We start from the raw sequence: 19,692 nt of genomic DNA on the forward strand, positions 1-19,692 counted from the left end.
CCCCCCCCCGCAACCACCCCCCCCCCCCCCCCCGGCCCCCCCCCCCCCCGCCCCCCCCCCCCCCCCCCCCCCCCCCCCCCCACCCGCAATTCCGCACATCTCGGTCCGACGCGACCTGCCGCAAGGGGACCACCGCGTCGGTGTACGGCGGTGTTGTCCGCTGGTGGTCAGGTCAGCGAGAGTGCAGCTCAGGCCCAGGCCCCCACCGGCACGAACGAACTGTCCTGCCGGAACAGCTCTGTCCCGTCCGACCGTTCCACCCGTAGCTGGTAGCCGTAGTGCCGCAGGTAGTACCCGGGGTAGTTGTACGACTCGAAGCGGATCGAGCCGCTCGTCGTGCCGGTGCGGGCGACGAACGTGGCGTCCTTGGCGAACGTCGACGTCCCGTCGTTCGTGTCGAAGCGGGCCCGGAAGTCCCAGTGGCGCAGATACCGGCCGGACGCGTCGCGGAAGGAGTAGCCGTTCGCGTCCGCGAGGCCGGCCACCACGGTGAACGTCGAGGCCTGCTTCTCGGCGGTCGTGCTGGAGCTGCTCACCACCGGGAGGTTCAGCAGTGAGGACTGCGACTGCCAGTAGCGGGTGGAGTAGTTGGCCGACTGGAAGGAACGGGTGACGTTCCTGGCCAGGGTCGGGCCGCCCGAGACCGTTTCCTTGATCACCGTGAAGTGGCGGACCGTGCCCGACACGGCGGGCAGGGCGACCGGCGCGGACCAGGTGGCGAAGGTGTCGTAGCTGTCGCTGTAGTAGTAGGTGCCGTCGCCGTAGCCGTCGAAGAACAGGCGCCAGGCGCCGTTGTCGAGCTGGACCAGAGCGGGTCCCTCGCGGTAGCTGCCCCAGCCCGCCCAGTCGCCCGTACGGGAGATCGTGTAGGGGCCGGTCAGGCTGGACGCCGTCGCGTACTCGATGTACTTCGTCGTCTCGTTCTTCGTGAAGGCGTGGTAGGTCGAGCCGATCTTCACGATGAAGGTGTCGATGTGGTTCGCGCCGATGCCGGACAGCGCCACCGGTGAAGTCCACGCCGTCAGCGCGGAGTTCGTCGCCTTCAGCAGGTACGGCGTGAAGATCCACTCGTCGTTGGTGGTCGAGCAGGACACGATCACGTTGACGCTGCCGTCGCTGTCCACGAACCACTCCGGCGCCCAGGCCCGGGAGAGGTTCGCGATCGGGACCGTGTAGTCGTACAGGAATGTCCAGTTGACCCTGTCGGTGCTGCGGGCGAAGCCGATGGTGGTGCTGGTGGCCTGCCAGGTGTGGGTCGTGTAGGTGATGTAGTAGTAGCCGTTGGTGTGCTTGAAGATGCTCGCGTCGCGGATGCGGTTGCTCGGCGGCGTGTAGGCGGAGGCCCGGGCCAGGCGGAAGTCGGTGGCGTCGTCCGACTGGTAGACGTTCACGGTCCCGTCGTTGCTGTTCAGGAACGGCACGATCGTGTACCGGGTGGCCGACCCGCTCGGCGGCGCGGCCGCCAGTGCCGTTCCGAGCAGGCCGGGGGCCTCGCCCAGGATCAGCGCCGAGGCGGGCACGGCTGCCATCGCGCGCAACAGGGCGCGGCGGGACGGGATGTGGGGACGTCTGGTCACGTACGGCTCTCCCTACGGCTCAAGGGATTCCGAACGGGTTCGACGCGATGGTTCGGAATATCGAACGCGGTTCGGAAATTCGATCAGAAGGTAGGGGTGTGGTTCCCGTGCGTCAATGGTTTCAGCAGGAGAAAGCGGGACCCGAGTGAAACCTGTGGTGAACCGCGGGCCGCGCCCGGCGAAACCGTTCCACCACGGGCCCCTGGAGGTTACCGTTCGGTAGACAACGTCGTCCCGGAGGTGCCCGTATGACGCCCGACCGTGCCGTAGGCCTCGCCGAGTCCGCCCGCGCACTGGCCGACGGGGAGGTGACGTCGCGGGCGCTGGTCGCTCAGGCGCTGGCGCGCATCGAGGCGACCCAGGAGTCGCTCAACGCCTTCCGGGTGATCCGTACGGAAGCCGCCCTCGCCGAGGCCGAGGCCGCGGACAAGGAGCTGGCCGCCGGCGGGCGCCGGCCTCTGCTGGGCGTTCCGGTCGCGGTCAAGGACGACATGAACGTGGCGGGCGAGCCGACCGCCTTCGGGTGCGGCGGGGAGTTCCCGCCCGTCGCCGAGGACGGCGAGGCCGTACGGCGGCTGCGGGCGGCCGGGGCCGTGATCGTCGGCAAGACCAACACCTGCGAGCTGGGGCAGTGGCCGTTCACGGAGGGGCCCGCCTTCGGCGCCACGCGCAACCCGTGGAACCCGGAGCACACTCCCGGCGGCTCGTCCGGTGGTTCGGCCGCCGCCGTCGCCGCCGGGCTCGTACCCGCCGCGCTCGGCTCGGACGGCGCCGGCTCGGTGCGGATCCCCGCGTCCTGGACCCATCTGATCGGCATCAAGCCGCAGCGCGGGCGCATCTCCACCTGGCCGCGCGGCGAGTCGTTCCAGGGCATCACCGTCAACGGCACCCTCGCCCGCACGGTGGCCGACGCGGCTCTCCTGCTGGACGCGGCCGCCGGCAACCACGACCTCGATCCGCACCGGCCGCCCGCCGTCGACGCCTTCGAGGCGGCCGGCCGCGAACCCGGCCGACTGCGCATCGCGCTCTCCCTCAAGCCGCCGTTCACCGCTCTGCCCGCCCGACTGCGGCCCGAGGTGCGGGACCGGGTCGTTCAACTCGCCGGGAAACTGAGCGCGTTGGGGCACGTCGTCGAGGAGGCCGATCCGCCGTACGGGCAGATCGGGCTGACCTTCGTCCCCCGCGCGACGGCCGGTATCGCCGAGTGGGCGAGCGAGGTGCCCTCCCCCGCGCTGCTCGACCCGCGCACCCGCAGCGCCGCCCGGCTCGGCCGACTGCTCGGCGGGGCCCCGCTGCGGGCGGCCCGGCGCGCGGAGGCCGTGCTGCACCGTCGTATCGGCGCGTTCTACGAGTCGTACGACGTCGTCCTCGCGCCCACGACCGCCGCTCCCCCGCCCCGGATCGGCGCGCTGCTCGGCCTCGGCGGTTTCGCCACCGACCGCGCGATGATCGCCGCCTGTCCCTACGCCTGGCCCTGGAACGTGCTGGGCTGGCCCGGCGTCAACGTGCCCGCCGGATTCGTGGGCGGCCTCCCCGTCGGCGCCCAGTTGCTGGGACCGGCGAACAGCGAGCCCCTGCTGATCTCGCTGGCCGCGCAGTTGGAGGCGGAGCTGCGCTGGCACGAGCTGTGGCCGCCGCAGCAGGACGAGACGGCACCCACGGCCGTCGTCTGACGCCAACTCCGGTAGCCAGCAACTCGCCGAGAACTGGCCGCAGATCGTCCAGGCCGGCGCGTCGGCCTTCGGCAGCGCCGACAACATGGTGCTGCTCAACGGCGCCGACGGTATGGCGGACATGTCGTCCCTCAACGGGCTCGCCCAGAAGGTGCCGGTGGACGAGAAGTGACCTTCACTCGTATCCGGTGACCCTTCACACGCAACTCACGGGGGCAGCCCCTAAGGTGCCCCCGTGAGCACGCTTACCGATGAGAACGTTCCGGGCCGCCAAGGCCCCACCGCCACCACCGAAGCCGACCCCCGCGCGGTCGGCAGGGTGCGCACCGAGTACTCCCCCGCGCACGACGGCGACCCCGACCCCGGGGAGATCGTCTGGACCTGGGTCCCCTTCGAGGAGAACGACGGGCGGGGCAAGGACCGGCCCGTGCTGGTGGTGGCCCGGGAGGCCGCCGGGACCTTTCTCGCCGTGCAGTTGTCCAGCAAGCGGCACGACGCAGGGCGGGCGGGCGGGAGAAGAGGTGTCCGCGAGTGGGTCGCCATCGGCAGCGGACCGTGGGACCGCTCGGGGCGTGACTCCTGGGTCGACGTGGACCGCATCCTCCGCCTGCACGAGGAAGGTATGCGGAGGGAGGCCTGCGCCCTGGACCGCGGGCGGTTCAACCTGGTCAGGCACCGGCTGCACGAACGCTACGGCTGGACCTGACGCTCCGGAAACGCCCGGACGAAAGCGGCTCGAACCGGGCTGTCCGGCGTGCGGTCCAGGATCCCGAACACCACGTGTTCGAAGGCCCCGGCGAACCGCCCGCCGGGCCCGAGCAGTGCCCGGAACGCCCCGGCCACCTGCGCCGGGTCGTTCTGGAACACCCCGCAGCCCCACGCGCCCAGCACCAGCCGCCGGTACCCGTGCGCCGCGGCCGTCTCCAGCACCCGCTCGGCGCGTGTCGCGAGCGCGCCTTGCAGCTCGGCCGTGCGTTCCGGTGCCGTACGCCGTACGACACCCGCGTTGGGCGCTGCGGCGGTCAGGAAGCCGGCTGTGTACGGCTCGTCCAGCAGACGGCCGCGGTCGTCGCGGAAGACGGGTACGCCCGGTGAATGGATGACACGGTCCGTGTAGAACGGGTCGCGGTGTGCGCGGTGGTGGTCGTAGAACTCGCGGGCTTCCAGAAGGCAGGTGTACAGCGCCGAGGCGCGGCACAGGGCCTCCTCCTGGGCCTGGGCGCCGTTGAGGTAACCGCCGCCGGGGTTGCGGGCCGAGGCGAAGTTCAGTACGGCCGTCGTGCCGCCGAGGCGGCCGGCTGCTTCCAGGCTGCTCTCGCCCGTGACCTCGAAGAACGTCTCAGCCGCGGAGAGCTCCGGAACCGGCACCGGATCCGGTCCGTGCATCCGGGTCGCGGCCCGTGCCGCCCCGATCGCCGCCGCGAGGGACACCTCGTGGCCGTCCGGCGCACGGTACGCGCCCTCCGCGACGATCCGTTCCGTCTCCTGTGCGATGCCGCGCAGACGCGCGCTCATGGCGCCACCCCCGTGTGCGCCATGAGCGTGCTCCGCGCGCTCTCCCCCGTCGTGCTCACGCACCGATCCTGGGCGATGCTGGTCATGCGGTGCAATGGAATTTCGCGGTCCGCGACGGCCTGCGCGAACGACCGGAAAAGCCCTTGGAAACGCGCGGCGTGCGCAGATTACCGACCCGGAACGTGCCGGTACGCACCCTTGTGCGATGCGACGCGAGGGTCTTGGGTGGGACGAGTGTGCCGACCCGGCCCGCAGGATCCGAGGGCCGGTGGCATCGTGGACTCTCAGGAGGATCCCGACATGTCCGATTCGGTAAGTGACTGTACGGAGCAACCCCGCTCCGCGGTCACCGAAGCCGAGGTGGAGGCCCTGGTCCGGGGCATCTGCTTCAAGACCGGCCCGCCCCGCACCCTCGGGGTCGAAGTGGAATGGCTCGTCCACGAGCTGCGCAGCCCGCGGCTCCCCGTGACACCCGAACGACTCGAAGCGGCCTACGCCGCACTGCGGACCGTGCCCCTGAGGTCGGCGCTCACCGTCGAACCCGGCGGCCAGCTGGAGCTGAGCTCGCCGCCCGCCGCCTCGCTGATGGAGTGCATCGGTACCGTCTCCGCCGACCTCGACGCCACCCGCGCGGCCCTGCGCGAGCACGATCTGGGCCTCGTCGGCATCGGCAACGACCCCTGGCACTCGCCCCGCCGGTTCCTGCGCCAGCCGCGCTACGACGCCATGGAGGCGTACCTGGACCGGGCGGGCCCGGCCGGCCGCGCCATGATGTGCACCTCGGCCTCCGTGCAGGTCTGCCTGGACGCCGGCTACGAGGAGCCCGGCCCGCTCGGGCACGGGCGGCGCTGGTGGCTGGCGCACCAGCTGGGGGCGGTGCTGGTCGCCGTGTTCGCCAACTCCCCGCTGGCCGGGCGCGAGCCCACCGGCTGGCTCTCCACGCGGCAGCTGCTGTGGATGGAGATCGGCGCGGGCCGCGCGGGTGCTCCCCCGCTGGACGGTGATCCGCGGGCCGCCTGGGCGCGGCACGTGCTGGACGCGCCGGTGATGTGCGTACGGCGGGAGAGCGGCCCGTGGGACGTCCCGGACGGGCTGACGTTCCGGGACTGGGCCAGGTCGCAGGCGCCCCGACCGCCGACGCACGAGGACCTCGACTACCACCTCACGACGCTGTTCCCGCCGGTCAGACCGCGTGGCCATCTGGAACTGCGGATGATGGACGCCCAGCCGGGCGAGGACGGCTGGATCGTGCCGCTTGCCGTGACCGCCGCGCTCTTCGACGACCCGGAGGCCGCCGAGACCGCCTACCGCACGGTGAAGCCGCTGGCCGAGCGCGCCCTCGGGCTGCCCGCGCCGCACAACCCGCTGTGGCTCGACGCGGCCAGATCCGGGCTCGCCGACCCGGAGCTGCACGAGGTGGCCATGGAGTGCTTCTCGGCGGCCCTGGAGGCGCTGCCCCGGCTGGGGGCCACGACCGAGGTCACGCAGGCCGTGGCGGCGTACCACGACCGTTATGTCGCCAGGGGCCGTTGCCCCGCCGACGACCTGCTGGACGAGCTCTACGGCACGGACCTCCGCCGTTCTCGGCTTCGCTCGAGCGGGGGGACCCCCATCCTGCACGGGAAGGACATCCGCACATGACCGACCCCGCCCTCGACGCCGACACGCTCCGCGAGCGGGCACTGACCACCCTGACCACCGCCCGTGCCCGCACCACCCTGCTGACCAGCTGTGTCGAGGACCCCGACCTGACCGCCCAGCACTCGCCGCTGATGTCCCCGCTGGTGTGGGACCTCGCGCACATCGGCAACCAGGAGGAGCAGTGGCTGCTCCGTGCCGTCGCCGGGCGGGAGGCGATGCGGCCCGAGATCGACGGCCTGTACGACGCCTTCGAGCATCCGCGCGCGGAGCGTCCCTCGCTGCCCCTGCTGCCGCCGGCGGAGGCCCGGCACTACGCGGCCGAGGTACGCGGCCGGGTGCTGGACATCCTCGAGAGCACGGCCTTCCACGGGACACGGCTGACCGAGGCGGGGTTCGCCTTCGGGATGATCGCGCAGCACGAGCAGCAGCACGACGAGACGATGCTGATCACCCATCAGCTCCGCAGGGGCCCGCAGGCCCTGACCGCCCCCGACCCGGAGCCGGTGCCTCTGTTCACGGGTCCGTCCGAAGTGCTGGTCCCCGGCGGCCCGTTCACCATGGGGACCTCCACCGAGCCGTGGGCGCTGGACAACGAACGCCCGGCGCACGTGCGCGAGGTGCCGCCGTTCTCCATCGACACGACGCCGGTGACGAACGCCGCCTACCAGGCGTTCATCGACGACGGTGGCTACGACGACGACCGCTGGTGGACGCCGGAGGGCTGGGCGCACATCCGCGCCCACTCCATCCACGCCCCACTGTTCTGGCGCCGGGACGGCAAGCAGTGGCTGCGCCGCCGGTTCGGCGTCACCGAGGTCGTACCGCCGCAGGAGCCCGTGCTGCATGTGTGCTGGTACGAGGCCGACGCCTACGCCCGCTGGGCCGGGCGGCGGCTGCCTACCGAGGCCGAGTGGGAGAAGGCGGCCCGGTACGACCCGGCCGGGGACCGCTCCACGCGCTACCCGTGGGGTGACGCCGATCCCGCTCCCGAGCATGCCAACCTCGGCCAGCGCCATCTGCGCCCGGCGCCGGCCGGCAGCTACCCGGAGGGTGAATCGCCGCTGGGAGTACGGCAGTTGATCGGTGACGTGTGGGAGTGGACGGCGAGCGACTTCCTGCCGTACCCGGGTTTCCAGGCGTTCCCGTACAAGGAGTACTCGGAGGTGTTCTTCGGCCCCGAGTACAAGGTGCTGCGCGGCGGTTCCTTCGCCGTGGACGCCGTGGCCTGCCGGGGCACCTTCCGCAACTGGGACTATCCGATACGGCGGCAGATCTTCTCCGGGTTCCGCACGGCCCGCTCCGCGGGAGAAGTCTGATGTGCCGTCACCTGGCCTACCTGGGCCCCGAGGAGCCGCTCGGCCGACTCCTCGTGGAGCCCCCGCACGGCCTGTACCGCCAGTCGTGGGCGCCTCGGCGGCAGCGGTACGGGACCGTCAACGCCGACGGTTTCGGGGTCGGTTGGTACGCCGAGGGGGACCCGGTGCCGGCGCGGTACCGCAGGGCCGGGCCCGTCTGGGCGGATCTGTCCTTCGCCGATCTGGCCCGGGTCGTACGGAGCACCGCGCTGCTCGCCGCCGTACGGGACGCGACGCTGGCGGGCGCCGACGCGGAGGCAGCGGCGGCGCCGTTCGCCGCGGGTCCCTGGCTGTTCAGCCACAACGGCGCCGTGAAGGGCTGGCCCGACTCGCTCGCGCCGCTGGTCCCGAGTCTGCCCGCCGTGGACCTGCTGTCGCTGGAGGCCCGCAACGACTCGGCGCTCGTCTGGGCGCTGGTCCTGGCGCGGCTGCGCGGCGGTGACGACGACGGGCAGGCACTGGCCGACACGGTCGTGGAGGTCGCCGAGGCGGCCCCGGGCTCCCGGCTCAACCTGCTGCTCACCAACGGCGAGTCGATCACCGCGACCGCCTGGGGCGACACCCTCTGGTATCTGACCAGGCCCGGCGGCGGCACCGTCGTGGCCTCCGAGCCCTACGACGACGACCCGCACTGGCAGGAGGTCCCCGACCGCACCCTTCTGGCCGCGAGCGGCACCGACGTGCTGCTCACCCCGCTCAAGGACCCGAGCGACGCCCTGGCACCCGCACCTGCACCCGCACCGGAGGAGCCCAGCACGTGAGTCCGTTCCTTCTCACCCGCACCCTGCCCGAGGACGCCACCGACGCCGCACTGCGCGCCGACGTCCTGAAGGGCCTGACGAGCACGCCCAAGACGCTGCCGCCGAAGTGGTTCTACGACGCGCAGGGCAGCGAACTCTTCGAGCAGATCACCGAGTTGCCCGAGTACTACCCGACGCGCGCCGAGCGCGAGATCCTCGTCGACCGGGCCGCCGAGATCGCCGCGGCGACCGGCGCCCGCACCCTGGTGGAGCTGGGCTCCGGCTCCTCGGAGAAGACGCGGTACGTCATCGACGCGCTGACCGGGCTGCACACGTACGTCCCGGTCGACGTCAGCGAGAGCGCGCTGACGCAGGCCGGGCACGCGCTCATCGAGGACCGGCCGGGGCTGGACGTGCATGCCCTGATCGCCGACTTCACGGGCGGGCTGGCCCTGCCGGAGACCCCGGGCCCCCGGCTGGTGGCGTTCCTCGGCGGCACGATCGGCAATCTGCTGCCGGCCGAGCGCGCGGCGTTCCTCGCCTCGGTGCGCGCTCTGCTCGCGCCCGGTGACGCGCTGCTGCTCGGGACCGACCTGGTGAAGGACGAGAAGGTCCTGGTCGAGGCGTACGACGACGCGGCCGGGGTGACGGCGGCCTTCAACAAGAACGTCATGAGCGTGATCAACCGCGAGTTGGGCGCCGACTTCGATTCCGGGGCCTTCGATCACGTGGCGCTCTGGGACGCGCGCAACGAGTGGATCGAGATGCGGCTGCGCTCCCGTACGGCACAGACGGTGAAGGTCCCCGCGCTCGATCTGGCCGTGGACTTCGCCGCGGGCGAGGAGATGCGTACGGAGGTGTCGGCCAAGTTCCGCAAGGAGGGCGTGGGCGCGGAACTGTCCGCGGCCGGGCTGGAACTGGCGCACTGGTGGACGGACGGTGAGGGCCGCTTCGCCCTGTCACTGAGCGTGGCACGGTGACGGACGGCTCGCGCGATGCCCCACCTTGGGGCACGGTGAAATGACGCGTGACAGATCCGCCACGGCGGAGTCACGGGAGAGGAGCACCCCATGACGAACCACACCTATCGGGTCACGGACATCGTCGGCACCTCGCCCGAGGGCGTGGACCAGGCCATCCGCAACGGCATATCTCGGGCCTCGCAGACCCTGCGCAACCTGGACTGGTTCGAGGTGGTCGAGGTGCGCGGCCAGCTCGACAACGGGGAGATCGCGCACTGGCAGGTGACCATGAAGGTCGGCTTCCGCCTGGAGGAAACCGAGTAGCACCGGCCGTTCGGCAGCTCGCCCTCAGGTCCGCCCCTCCCGCTCCTGCGCCACCTTCAGCGCGGCGGACGGGGCGGTCCAGCGCGCGCGTACGACCGTGAAGCCGGCCCGTTCGGCGTCCTCGCAGACCAGCTCGTCGTCGTCCACCAGAACCCGGATCTCCCGGGTGCGGGCGAGGCGGCGCAGGATCTCCAGCTTGGTACGCCGGGCGGGCCTGCGGTCGTCGTTGCGCCGCATGTACACCCGCCCTTCGGGCAGCCCGTGCGCCGCGAGCCAGTCCAGCGTGTCCGGCCGGCAGCGCTCGGGCCGCCCGGTCAGATAACGCACCTCGCACTCCTCGGCGCACTCCAGCGCCAGCGTGATGCCCTGCGGGATGGGCGGGTCCTGCGGGGCGGCCGCGAAGAATCCGTCCCAGTCGCGGGGTTTGCGCTCCAGGAAGTGCTGCCGGTGTGCCGTGTCGGCGAGTGTGTTGTCCAGGTCGAACACGGCGAGCGGGAGTTTGCTGCTGTCGGTCACACCGCTCACCCTAGGCCGTGTCCGCAAAGTCCCGCCTGCCCCGCGGGCGGACGACGGGACTTTGCGGACACGACCTAGGCCCGGAAATTCGCCTGATCGCTGCCAGGCAGGGCGCCAGGGTCGCGTGTCATGCGACTGATTCGGTTCTCGGCGGCTGCGGTGCGTGGCCGACAACGGCCCAGGCATGCAGCGGCCACCTCATCGAGTACGCCGGTTTCCGCCTGCTGGTCGACTCCGGATACGCCACGCTGCCGCGCCTCTTCCAGCACAGCACCGTCGACGCGGTCGACGCCGTTCTCGCCCTCGACAAACCGAGCATGCTCGCCGGGGCGTACCGGCTCCATGAGTTCGACCCCGGTGACCGGTTCGGCATCGGCCCCTTCACCACGGACACCTGGCTCCTGCCGCACTTCGTGCCCAATGCCGGCATTCGGCTCGCCACACCCGGGTCCGTCCTCGCCTGTCGGACGCCACGCACGTCCACCGGGTGCCGACCGCCGACGCGCCCTGTCCGCTGACCGCACGGCCGGCCGGCCGGTACGCCCACCAGGCCCGCGCCGCGCGGCTCATGCTCACTCGCCTCTGGCCGGGCACGGATCCGGCGATCGCCCGCGAGCAGCCGCGGAAGCCTTCGCGCGTCCCATCGACGTCGCCGCACCTGGCCTCGTCGCCCAACTCGGCGGACAGGGCCACGCACCCCGGCAACCTCCGCGTCCCGGGCGGCCACTCCTGTGCGACACGGCACGCGGACGGAGACGGAGGCGGGAGGCCCCATGGGCGACACGGCGAGCGGCAGGCGCGGTGCGGCGATCTGGACGGCGGCGGCGGTGAGTGCGGCCCTGCCGGCGGTGTGGGGCCCGGCTGAGGAGGCATACGGCGCGACGACGCCGGTCGTGGCGACCGACGGGAGCGACTCGGCGCCGGGGGCACCCTGGGCCGATCGCTGCGGACCGTCCAGCGTGCCGTGGACCTGGCGCAACCCGGCGACGTCATCGCCGTACGCGGCGGCACCTACGCTCTCACCGACAACATCACCATCACGACCTCCGGCACCTCCGCCCGGCCCATCACGCTCGGCGCCTACCAGGGCGAGCGCGTGGTCGTCGACGGCGAGCGGTTGCCCGCCAGTCACACTCCGGTCGGCGGCAGCATTGCGCGGGCCGAGCGCGGGGCGATCCACATGGAGGCCTCGTACTGGCGGATCCTTGGCCTGGAGCTGGTCAATGACCCGTACGGCGTCTATTGCGACAGCTGCGACCACAACGTCTTCTCCGGGCTGTCCACGCACGACAATTACGAGTCCGGCTTCCAGCTCCAGGGATCTTCCAGCGGCAACCAGATCCTGAACCTGGACAGTTACGGCAACCGCGACCTCCGGAAGAATGGTGAGAGCGCCGACGGCCTGGCCATCAAGGAGGGCAGCGGAACCGGCAACGTGGTGCGCGGCGCCCGGTTGTGGAACAACGTCGACGACGGGTTCGACGCCTGGAAGTTCACCTCGCCCATTCTGATCGAGAACACTGTCGCGTACGGCAACGGCCACAACCGCTGGAACTTCCCGGACTTCGCGGGCGACGGAAACGGCTTCAAGATGGGCGGCGGCAGCCCGGCCCCGGCGGTCGGTCACACCCTCCACAACTCGATCGCATTCAGGAACGCGGCGCACGGCGTCACGGACAACGGCAATCCCGGCGCCCTGGCCCTGACCCGCAACAGCACCTGGGCCAACGCCGGCACCGGCTTCGACGCCGACGTCACGGCCGGTACCGCCATCCTCACCGCCAATCTGTCCGTCGCCGACGCACGCGCGGCGGCCATCGGTTCTGGGACGGTGGCCGACGAGAACTCGTGGAACCCGTGCGGGACTTGGGACGCCTCCTCGGTGCTCAGCACCGACCCGGGCGCGATCACGGGCCCCCGCTCCGCCGACGGCGCGCTGCCGCCGGCCCCGAACTTCCTCGTGCCCCGGAGCGGCGCGGCTGTCGGCGCCCGGTTCTGAGCCGTTCGGCCGGGCCACGCCGGACGGGATCAAGTTTGAGACAGTCCGGCCGGAAGAAATGGTCCGGACTAATTCCCGGAAGGCGCTTCTTCAGAGCTGCAGTTGATTCCTCAAAGACCCCGCTGCCATACTCCGGCTTCCAGGCTTCGCCGCCGCTCACCCCTTCCCCCACCAACAAAGCCCGCGTTCCCCGTACATCCGGCATGCCGCAGCAAAGAAGGTGCGCCTGTGCCCGAGTTTTCACCTTGGCACGACAATTCTTTCACAAACAGTCCCCCGAATAATGAACCCGCACCACCTCCGCATATATCCGAAAGCCCGGAATTTCACTTACTGCGCAGGGCCCAGCGCAGGTTCGGAGTGCGTGCGACGCTCCTGTCGGTCGGCGGATTCCTGCTGTACGTACTTCTGTCGCATTCCGTCCCGGGCCTGATGAACCAGCGCCTGCTCGGTCACCTCACCCTCGGCCTCGCCCTGGGCCTCGGCCAGTTCGTGGTGATGGGCGTGACCGCCTGGTGCTACGTCCGCCACATGCGCACCCGGGTCGACCCGCTCGCCCGCGGCCTCGCCACCCGCCTGGACCGGCACACGGCACGGCCGACCGCCCCATCCGCCCCGCCCGCCCCCAGGGGGTACCGCACGTGGTGACCATGTCCGAAGGCATCGTCGACCGGTTCAGCCTGCAACTGACGTTCGTGCTGTTCCTGTCGGTGGTCGTGGTCACTCTGTTCATGGCGCTGCTGACGGCCCCTCAGCGCGACGAGATCAGCGAGTTCTACCTCGGCAACCGCACGATGTCCCCGCTGCGCAACGGCCTCGCCATGTGCGGCGACTACCTCTCGGCCGCGACCCTGCTGGGCAGTACCGGCCTGGTCGCCCTCACGGGATACGACGGCCTGCTGTACCTGGGCGGCACGGTCGTCGCCTGGATGATGGTGCTGCTGCTGGTCGCCGAACCCCTGCGCCGCGCGGGCAGGTTCACACTGGGCGACACACTGGCCCTGCGCCTGACCAGGCTGCAACGCCCGGCGCGGCTCGCGCTGGCCGTGTGCACCCTGGCCATCACGACCCTGTACCTGGTGGCCCAACTCGTCGGCAGCATGGCCCTGTTGACGCAGTTCACCGGCGAACCGAGCGCCGGGACCCGAACGCTGTGCGTGGTGGTGATCGGCACCATCGTCATCGTGTACGCCGCCATCGGCGGCGCTCCCGGTGCCACGGTCATCCAGATCATCAAGGCCGTGATGCTGGTGGCGGGCGTGACGATCACCGCGGTCATGGTGCTCCACCACTACGACTGGAACCCGGGCGCCCTGTTGTCCGCGGCCGCGAACAACAGCGGCACCGGCACACAGTTCCTCGAACCCGGACTGCGCTACGGCGTCAGCACCACCAGCAAACTCGACTTCCTCAGCCTGGAACTGGCGATCGTCCTCGGCCTCGCCGCCCTCCCCCACGTACTGATGCGGCTGCTCGCCCCGCGCAAGGTGGACGTCCTGCGCTCCTCGGTCGTGTGGGCGGTGGGCCTGGTCGGCCTGGTATGTCTGGCGGCCGGTGTCCTGGGCCTCGGCGCCACCGCCGTCGTCGGCCGGGAGACCATCGCGGAGACGGACCACAAGGGCGACTCGGCCGTCCTGCTGCTGGCCAACGCCCTCGGCGGCGGCATCCTCACGGCCCTGCTGTCCTGCCTCGCCTTCGTGACGCTGCTCGCCGTCGCGGCCGGCCTCACCCTCGCCGCCGCGTCGTCCCTCGCCCACGACCTGTACGGAGAGGTGATCCGCAGGGGCCGCGCGAGCGAGACCGAGGAACTGATGGTGGCCCGGCTGTCCGCGGCCGTCATCGGCATCCTCGCGATGATGCTCGCCCTCATCTCCTGGGGCGCCAACACCGCGACGCTCGCCTTCCTCGCCTTCGCCATCGCGGCGTCCGCGATCCTGCCGACGATCGTGTACACGCTGTTCTGGCGCCGCTTCACCGGCGAAGGAGCGCTGCTCAGCCTCTGGGGCGGGCTGATCTGCTCGGTCCTGCTGGTCCTGTTCTCCCCCGTCGTCTCCTCCGCGCCGGGTTCGTTCTACCCGGACTCGGACTTCGCCTGGTTCCCGTTGCAGAACCCCGGCATCGTCTCCATCCCGGCGGGCTTCCTGCTGGGCTGGCTCGGCAGCGTGCTGAGCAGTCGTCAGGAACGTCAGGAGGACGCCGCCTACGCGGACTTCGAGGTGCGGATGCTGGTGGGTGCGAAGGAGTAGGGGATGCTTCTGGCATGCCTAACCGAACGCTTCTGATCGGCGCCGCCCGCGAGCGCCCCTGCACGCTCGTCGTCTGCCGGGGCTGCTGCTGCGGCGATCCCGGCAAGCACCCCGGCACCGATCACGCCTGGCAGCTGGAGCGACTGCGCGCCGCGGGAGCCGAGCACGGCTTCCAGGTCCGTACGACCGACTGCCTCGGCCCCTGCGACCAGGCCAACGTGATCGTCGTCCAGCCGTCGGCCGCGGGGCGCCGGGCCGGCGGGCGGCCCGCCTGGGTGGGCTTCGCCATGGACGACGACAGCACGGAGGACGTCGTGCGGTGGGCGGCCGCCGGCGGACCGGGCCTCGCGGAGCCGCCCGTCACGCTGGAGCTGCAGTTCATCCGGCCACCACGGGACGCCCGGGTGCGGTCACGTCGCTGACCCCGGACCGACCCCCGGCAACTCCCGGCCAATTGTTAATGGGATCCATTTTCAGGTAGCGTCCTCGGTGTTCACCCACCGAGGAGGTCCGTCATGGCTGTCCCCAAGCGGAAGATGTCCCGCAGCAACACCCGCCACCGCCGCGCGCAGTGGAAGGCGAGCACGCCCCAGCTCGTGCCCGTCACCATCGACGGCGTCAGCCACCTCGTGCCGCAGCACCTGGTCAAGGCGTACGAGCGCGGTCTGCTGCGCCCCGAGGGCTGACCGGGATGCCGTACGACAGCCGTCTGCCCGTCACCGTCCTGTCCGGCTTCCTCGGGGCGGGCAAGACGACTCTGCTCAACCATGTCCTCGCCAACCGCGAGGGACTGCGTGTGGCGGTCATCGTCAACGACATGAGCGAGGTCAACATCGACGCCGCGCTGGTGCGGGGCGGCGAGGCCGCGCTGTCGCGGACCGAGGAGCGCCTGGTGGAGATGACCAACGGGTGCATCTGCTGCACCCTGCGCGACGACCTGCTGGAGGAGGTCGACCGGCTCGCCCGCGAGGGCCGCTTCGACCATCTCCTCATCGAGTCCTCCGGCATCTCCGAACCCATGCCGGTCGCGGCCACCTTCGCCTTCGCCCGCGACGACGGCGCCACCCTCGGCGACCTCGCCCTCCTGGACACCATGGTCACGGTCGTCGACGCCGCCAACTTCCTGTCCGAGCTGGACAGCGGCGACGAACTCGCCGAGCGCGGCCTCGACCAGTACGAGGAGGACGAGCGCACCGTCAGCGATCTCCTCGTCGACCAGGTCGAGTTCGCGGACGTCATCGTGCTCAACAAGCTGGACCTGGTGGACGACGTGACGGCGGACCGGCTGCGGGCGGCACTGCGCCGGCTCAACCCCGCCGCGCGGCTCGTCGACGCGGTACGCGGACAGGTGCCGCTCCAGGAGGTACTCGGCACGCGGCTGTTCGACCTGGAGCGCGCCCAGCAGGCGCCGGGCTGGGTGCGGGAGCTCAACGGCGACCACGTGCCGGAGACCGAGGAGTACGGGATCTCCTCCACGGTGTTCCGCTCCGCGGCGCCCTTCCATCCCGGGCGGCTGTGGACCTTCGTCACCGAGCGGCTCGACAGCGGCGCCTACGGGAAGGTGCTGCGGTCCAAGGGGTTCTTCACCCTCGCCAGCCGCCCGCGCGTGACGGGTCTGTGGTCGCAGGCCGGCTCCGTCGCCCGCTTCGAGCCCAGCGCCGCGCGGGACACCGACGCACCGTACGCGCAGGAGCTGGTCTTCATCGGCACGCAGCTGCGCGAGGAGGCACTGCGGGCGGCTCTGGCCGACTGCCTCATGGCCGACGGTGAGGGCGTGCCGTCCGGCGACCCGTTCCCGGCCTGGGACACCTACGGTGTCGACGACGCCTGCGAACACGAGCACACGGCCGAGCTCCAGGTGTCCGCTCACTGACTCCCCCGACACCCGGTGCCTATCCTGGTGAGGGGCCGGTCCTGCTCGCAGAGCGCGAGAAGGGAGCCGCGGGTGACCGAGCGGACGATCGACAGGGCGGCCGCGGACACCCTGCGGCGGGCCAGGGACGCCGCCGCCCGTGAGGCGTGGGCCGAGGCGTACCGGCTGCTGGGCGGCGTGGATCCGGCCCGTCTCACCCCCGACGACTGCGCCGCGTTCGCCGACGCCGCCTGGTGGACGAGCCGGATCGACGAGTCGGTCGTCCAGCGGATGCGGGCCTACTCCGGGTATGTCGCGACGGGCGCGGCCCGGCAGGCCGCGCTCATGGCCTGGCTGCTCTTCTACGAGCACCAGCTCGCCGGACGCACCGCCGTGGCGGCCGGCTGGCTGCGCCGGGCGCGGGCGCAGCTGCGGAGCGAGCCGGAGTGCGTCGAGCAGTGTTACCTCGCCTGGGTCGATGCCGAGGCCGCTCAGGAGCGGGGTGCGTTCGACGAGGCGATGGCCTCGGCCCGGCGCATGGCGGGGATCGCACGGCGCTGCGGCAGCCCGGATCTGCTGGCCATGAGTGTGCAGGCGCAGGTGGGTGTGCTGGTGGCCCAGGGGCGCCTGCGCGACGGACTCGATCTGCTGGATGACGCCATGTGCTCGGCCATGGCGGGTGAGCTCAGCTCCTTCTTCACCGGCTGGACCTACTGCCTCGGCCTCCAGCAGGCCATGGCGTGCATCGATCTCGAACGCGCCGCCGAATGGACCGACGCGGCCATGCGGTGGTGCGCGTCCATGCCGGAGGAGAACAACTACCGCGGGCTGTGCCGGGTGCACCGGGTCCAGGTGCTGGAGCTGCGGGGCAGCTGGGCCGAGGCGCTGACCGAGGCCGAGCGCACCTGCGCGGAACTGCTGCCCTACGAGCGGCGGATGGCCGCCGAGGCGGTCTACCTGGTCGGCCAGATCCAGCGGCGGCGCGGCGATCTCGCGGCGGCCGAGGAGTCGTACGACCGCACCCATGAGCTCGGCCGCGATCCGCAGCCCGGGCTCGCCCTGCTGCGGCTGGCCCAGGGAAAGGCCGACGCCTCGGCGGGCGCGCTGCGGCTCGCGCTGGCGGGCGGGTCCGAAGCCGATGGTCTCGAGCGGTGCGGGCTGCTCGCGGCCCAGGTGGAGGTCTCGCTGGCGCTGGGACGGACGGCCGAGGCCCGCACGGCCGCGCAGGAGCTTCGGTCCATGGCCCTGGACTGGCAGCGGCAGTGCGGCTCGGAGACGACGATCCTGCACGCGAGCGCGGCCGCGGCAGCCGGCGCGGTGGCCTTCTCGGCCCGTGGCCTCGATCGCGCACTGCCCTTGCTGCACCGGGCGCTGACACTGTGGCTGGAACTCCGGGTGCCGTACGAGGCAGCCCAGGTGCGGATGATCCTGGCGGCCGCCGACCGGGCCGCCGGGGACGAGGACGGTGCCCGCATGGAGCTGCGGGCGGCGGAGCAGGTCTTCCGGCAGCTCGGAGCCGTACCCGACAGGCGCCGGGCCGCCGCTCTGCTCGCCGATGTGCGCCGACGGCAGCCCGGCGGGCTCACCGAGCGCGAGATCCAGGTGCTGCGGCTGGTCGCGGCGGGCCGCACGAACCGGGCCATCGCCACGGAACTGGTGATCAGCGAGCACACCGTCGCCCGGCACCTGAACAACATCTTCGCCAAGCTCGACGTGTCCTCGCGGGCGGCGGCGACGGCGTACGCGTACACGCACGGCCTCACCTGAGGGCGCATGGGCCGTTCCACCCACACCCGGTCCAGCGGATTGGGCGGTTCCGGCGATGCCCACGCCCCCGCTCGGTGCGTAGACCAGTGGTGTACCCCTTCCCGCCCCAGGAGTGGAAAGAAGGTGGCGGCCATGACCACCTACACACCGACCTTCGACCACCGGCTGCTGGAGCGGCTGCGCGGAGCCGTGCGCGGCGACATCGTCGAGCCCGGCGACCCGGACTACGACGAGGCCCGCAAGGTCTACAACGCGATGCACGACAGGCGGCCCGCGATCATCGTGCGGGCCGTCGACGCGGGCGACGTCATCGCCACCGTGGACTTCGCCCGCGACCAGGGCCTGCCGCTTGCGGTGCGCGGCGGCGGCCACAGCGTCCCGGGCTACGGGACGTGCGACGGCGGTGTCGTGCTCGACCTCGCTCTGCTGCGCGGCATCCGCGTCGACCCCGACACGCGGACGGCCTGGGTGGAGGGCGGCTGCACCTGGGCGGACGTCAACCACGCCACGCACGCCTTCGGGCTGGCCACCACTGGAGGAGTCGTCTCCACCACCGGCGTGGGCGGCCTGACGACGGGGGGCGGCATGGGATATCTGACCCGTCGCTGCGGCCTGGCGTGCGACAACCTGGTCTCGGCGGACCTGGTGACGGCCGACGGAGCCTTCCTGACCTGCACGGACGAGCAGAACAGCGACCTGATGTGGGCGATGCGCGGAGGCGGCGGGAACTTCGGGGTCGTCACGTCCTTCGCCTACCGGCTGCACCCCGTCGCGGACGTCCTGGGCGGACCGACCTTCTTCCCGCTCGACGGCGATGTGATCCGCCGCTACCGGGAGCTCGTCGCGGAGGCGGACCACGACCTCGGCGCGCTGCTCGTCGTCGGACTCGGTCCGCCGGTGCCCTTCCTGCCCGAGCGCTGGCACGGCCGGCCGCTGTGCGGCGTGATCGCCTGCTGGACCGGGCCTCAGGACGAGGACGGCCGGGTCCGGGACCGGGTCGCCGCGCTCGGACCGGTGCTGGGCCGGCACGTGGAGCGCATGCCCTACCCGGTGATCAACACCCTGTTCGACGACCTGGTGCCCGCCGGGCTCTACCACTACTGGAAGGGCACGTTCACCCAGGGCCTGCCGGACGGCGCGATCGACGCCCTCGTGGAACAGGGCGCCACCACGCCCTCCATCCAGAGCGTGACGGTCGTCTATCCCCTCGACGGCGCCTTCCGCCGCGTCGGACCCGAGGAGACCGCCTTCTCCTACCGGGACGCCGACTACTCGATCGCCCTCAGCGGGACGTTCACCACGCGCGCGGACTGCGAGGCCCAGAAGGGCTGGGTGCGCGGCTTCCACCGGGCGCTCGAACCGCACTCCATGGACGGCGGCTACGTCAACTTCATCGACGGCGACGACCAGTACCGCGTCCGGGCCAACTACCGCGGCAACCACGCGCGCCTGACCGCCCTGAAACGGCGCTACGACCCGGGCAACCTGTTCCGTCTGAACCACAACATCGCGCCCTGAGGAATCC

General features: G+C 71.7%; 19 protein-coding genes. 16 read left to right on the top strand and 3 right to left on the bottom strand.

Features of this window, described 5'->3' with window-relative positions; genetic code table 11:
- Positions 1–188: 188 nt before the first annotated feature.
- Entirely contained in the window at positions 189–1,577 is a 1,389-nt protein-coding gene (locus ACIBAG_RS01835) for a glycoside hydrolase family 43 protein (protein WP_399099806.1), read from the bottom strand.
- 248 nt (positions 1,578–1,825) lie between these two features.
- Between ACIBAG_RS01835 and ACIBAG_RS01840 the strand changes: the two genes are divergently transcribed.
- Complete coding sequence (locus tag ACIBAG_RS01840) at positions 1,826–3,250, top strand: amidase (protein WP_399099808.1); 1,425 nt, start codon at positions 1,826–1,828, stop codon at positions 3,248–3,250.
- A 235-nt stretch (positions 3,251–3,485) separates the two neighbouring features.
- A complete protein-coding gene (locus ACIBAG_RS01845) occupies positions 3,486–3,956 on the top strand; it encodes a type II toxin-antitoxin system PemK/MazF family toxin (protein ID WP_399099810.1) in 471 nt (156 codons plus the stop codon).
- Here the strand turns inward: ACIBAG_RS01845 and ACIBAG_RS01850 are convergent.
- Positions 3,941–4,765, bottom strand: a complete 825-nt coding sequence (locus ACIBAG_RS01850) for a TIGR02452 family protein (protein WP_399099812.1) — start codon at positions 4,763–4,765, stop codon at positions 3,941–3,943. The two genes, ACIBAG_RS01845 and ACIBAG_RS01850, sit on opposite strands and share 16 nt — an antisense overlap.
- A gap of 300 nt (positions 4,766–5,065) precedes the next feature.
- On the opposite strand from ACIBAG_RS01850, the gene egtA reads away from it, so the two are divergent.
- The 5 genes from egtA to ACIBAG_RS01875 all read left to right on the top strand — a co-directional run bounded on the left by egtA (position 5,066) and on the right by ACIBAG_RS01875 (position 9,787).
- On the top strand, positions 5,066–6,406 hold the full coding sequence (gene egtA, locus ACIBAG_RS01855) for an ergothioneine biosynthesis glutamate--cysteine ligase EgtA (protein WP_399099814.1): 1,341 nt from the start codon (positions 5,066–5,068) through the stop codon (positions 6,404–6,406).
- Entirely contained in the window at positions 6,403–7,722 is a 1,320-nt protein-coding gene (gene egtB, locus ACIBAG_RS01860; RefSeq protein WP_399099816.1) for an ergothioneine biosynthesis protein EgtB, read from the top strand. The genes egtA and egtB overlap by 4 nt, the downstream gene beginning before the upstream one ends.
- Complete coding sequence (gene egtC, locus ACIBAG_RS01865; RefSeq protein WP_399099818.1) at positions 7,722–8,522, top strand: ergothioneine biosynthesis protein EgtC; 801 nt, start codon at positions 7,722–7,724, stop codon at positions 8,520–8,522. The genes egtB and egtC overlap by 1 nt, the downstream gene beginning before the upstream one ends.
- Positions 8,519–9,481 carry an L-histidine N(alpha)-methyltransferase gene (egtD, locus tag ACIBAG_RS01870; protein WP_399099820.1) on the top strand — a complete coding sequence of 321 codons (963 nt, stop codon included), beginning with the start codon at positions 8,519–8,521 and terminating at the stop codon, positions 9,479–9,481. The genes egtC and egtD overlap by 4 nt, the downstream gene beginning before the upstream one ends.
- A gap of 90 nt (positions 9,482–9,571) precedes the next feature.
- Complete coding sequence (locus ACIBAG_RS01875; RefSeq protein ID WP_399099822.1) at positions 9,572–9,787, top strand: dodecin; 216 nt, start codon at positions 9,572–9,574, stop codon at positions 9,785–9,787.
- Positions 9,788–9,811: 24 nt separating this feature from the next.
- Here ACIBAG_RS01875 and ACIBAG_RS01880 read toward each other — a convergent pair whose 3' ends face one another.
- Positions 9,812–10,303 carry a hypothetical protein gene (locus tag ACIBAG_RS01880; RefSeq protein WP_399099824.1) on the bottom strand — a complete coding sequence of 164 codons (492 nt, stop codon included), beginning with the start codon at positions 10,301–10,303 and terminating at the stop codon, positions 9,812–9,814.
- Positions 10,304–10,320: 17 nt separating this feature from the next.
- On the opposite strand from ACIBAG_RS01880, the gene ACIBAG_RS01885 reads away from it, so the two are divergent.
- The 9 genes from ACIBAG_RS01885 to ACIBAG_RS01925 all read left to right on the top strand — a co-directional run bounded on the left by ACIBAG_RS01885 (position 10,321) and on the right by ACIBAG_RS01925 (position 19,685).
- Positions 10,321–10,821, top strand: coding sequence for a hypothetical protein (locus ACIBAG_RS01885; protein WP_399099826.1), 501 nt, complete (start codon positions 10,321–10,323; stop codon positions 10,819–10,821).
- 446 nt (positions 10,822–11,267) lie between these two features.
- Positions 11,268–12,302 carry a right-handed parallel beta-helix repeat-containing protein gene (locus tag ACIBAG_RS01890; protein WP_399099828.1) on the top strand — a complete coding sequence of 345 codons (1,035 nt, stop codon included), beginning with the start codon at positions 11,268–11,270 and terminating at the stop codon, positions 12,300–12,302.
- A gap of 360 nt (positions 12,303–12,662) precedes the next feature.
- Positions 12,663–12,950 (top strand): DUF485 domain-containing protein, encoded by a 288-nt coding sequence (locus ACIBAG_RS01895; RefSeq protein ID WP_399099830.1) that lies wholly within the window; start codon positions 12,663–12,665, stop codon positions 12,948–12,950.
- 2 nt (positions 12,951–12,952) lie between these two features.
- Positions 12,953–14,548 carry a cation acetate symporter gene (locus tag ACIBAG_RS01900; RefSeq protein WP_399099832.1) on the top strand — a complete coding sequence of 532 codons (1,596 nt, stop codon included), beginning with the start codon at positions 12,953–12,955 and terminating at the stop codon, positions 14,546–14,548.
- 14 nt (positions 14,549–14,562) lie between these two features.
- Positions 14,563–14,970: a (2Fe-2S) ferredoxin domain-containing protein gene (locus ACIBAG_RS01905; protein WP_399099834.1), complete on the top strand. Its 408-nt coding sequence runs from the start codon at positions 14,563–14,565 to the stop codon at positions 14,968–14,970.
- 93 nt (positions 14,971–15,063) lie between these two features.
- Positions 15,064–15,234: a 50S ribosomal protein L32 gene (rpmF, locus tag ACIBAG_RS01910; protein WP_003996023.1), complete on the top strand. Its 171-nt coding sequence runs from the start codon at positions 15,064–15,066 to the stop codon at positions 15,232–15,234.
- A 5-nt stretch (positions 15,235–15,239) separates the two neighbouring features.
- Entirely contained in the window at positions 15,240–16,421 is a 1,182-nt protein-coding gene (locus tag ACIBAG_RS01915; RefSeq protein WP_399099838.1) for a GTP-binding protein, read from the top strand.
- 72 nt (positions 16,422–16,493) lie between these two features.
- Positions 16,494–18,167 (top strand): LuxR C-terminal-related transcriptional regulator, encoded by a 1,674-nt coding sequence (locus tag ACIBAG_RS01920; RefSeq protein WP_399099840.1) that lies wholly within the window; start codon positions 16,494–16,496, stop codon positions 18,165–18,167.
- 132 nt (positions 18,168–18,299) lie between these two features.
- Entirely contained in the window at positions 18,300–19,685 is a 1,386-nt protein-coding gene (locus tag ACIBAG_RS01925) for an FAD-binding oxidoreductase (RefSeq protein WP_399099842.1), read from the top strand.
- Positions 19,686–19,692: the final 7 nt, after the last annotated feature.

It is taken from the genome of Streptomyces sp. NPDC051243 (assembly GCF_044455405.1).
GTDB lineage: Bacteria > Actinomycetota > Actinomycetes > Streptomycetales > Streptomycetaceae > Streptomyces.

What these genes read in the sequence shown, in the direction of transcription:
- ACIBAG_RS01840 (WP_399099808.1), top strand. Translation starts at nt 1,826, where the DNA reads ATGACGCCCGACCGTGCCGTAGGCCTCGCCGAGTCCGCCCGCGCACTG.
- ACIBAG_RS01850 (WP_399099812.1), bottom strand. Translation starts at nt 4,765, where the DNA reads ATGAGCGCGCGTCTGCGCGGCATCGCACAGGAGACGGAACGGATCGTC.
- egtA (WP_399099814.1), top strand. Translation starts at nt 5,066, where the DNA reads ATGTCCGATTCGGTAAGTGACTGTACGGAGCAACCCCGCTCCGCGGTC.
- egtB (WP_399099816.1), top strand. Translation starts at nt 6,403, where the DNA reads ATGACCGACCCCGCCCTCGACGCCGACACGCTCCGCGAGCGGGCACTG.
- egtC (WP_399099818.1), top strand. Translation starts at nt 7,722, where the DNA reads ATGTGCCGTCACCTGGCCTACCTGGGCCCCGAGGAGCCGCTCGGCCGA.
- ACIBAG_RS01875 (WP_399099822.1), top strand. Translation starts at nt 9,572, where the DNA reads ATGACGAACCACACCTATCGGGTCACGGACATCGTCGGCACCTCGCCC.
- ACIBAG_RS01900 (WP_399099832.1), top strand. Translation starts at nt 12,953, where the DNA reads ATGTCCGAAGGCATCGTCGACCGGTTCAGCCTGCAACTGACGTTCGTG.
- ACIBAG_RS01905 (WP_399099834.1), top strand. Translation starts at nt 14,563, where the DNA reads ATGCCTAACCGAACGCTTCTGATCGGCGCCGCCCGCGAGCGCCCCTGC.
- rpmF (WP_003996023.1), top strand. Translation starts at nt 15,064, where the DNA reads ATGGCTGTCCCCAAGCGGAAGATGTCCCGCAGCAACACCCGCCACCGC.
- ACIBAG_RS01915 (WP_399099838.1), top strand. Translation starts at nt 15,240, where the DNA reads ATGCCGTACGACAGCCGTCTGCCCGTCACCGTCCTGTCCGGCTTCCTC.
- ACIBAG_RS01925 (WP_399099842.1), top strand. Translation starts at nt 18,300, where the DNA reads ATGACCACCTACACACCGACCTTCGACCACCGGCTGCTGGAGCGGCTG.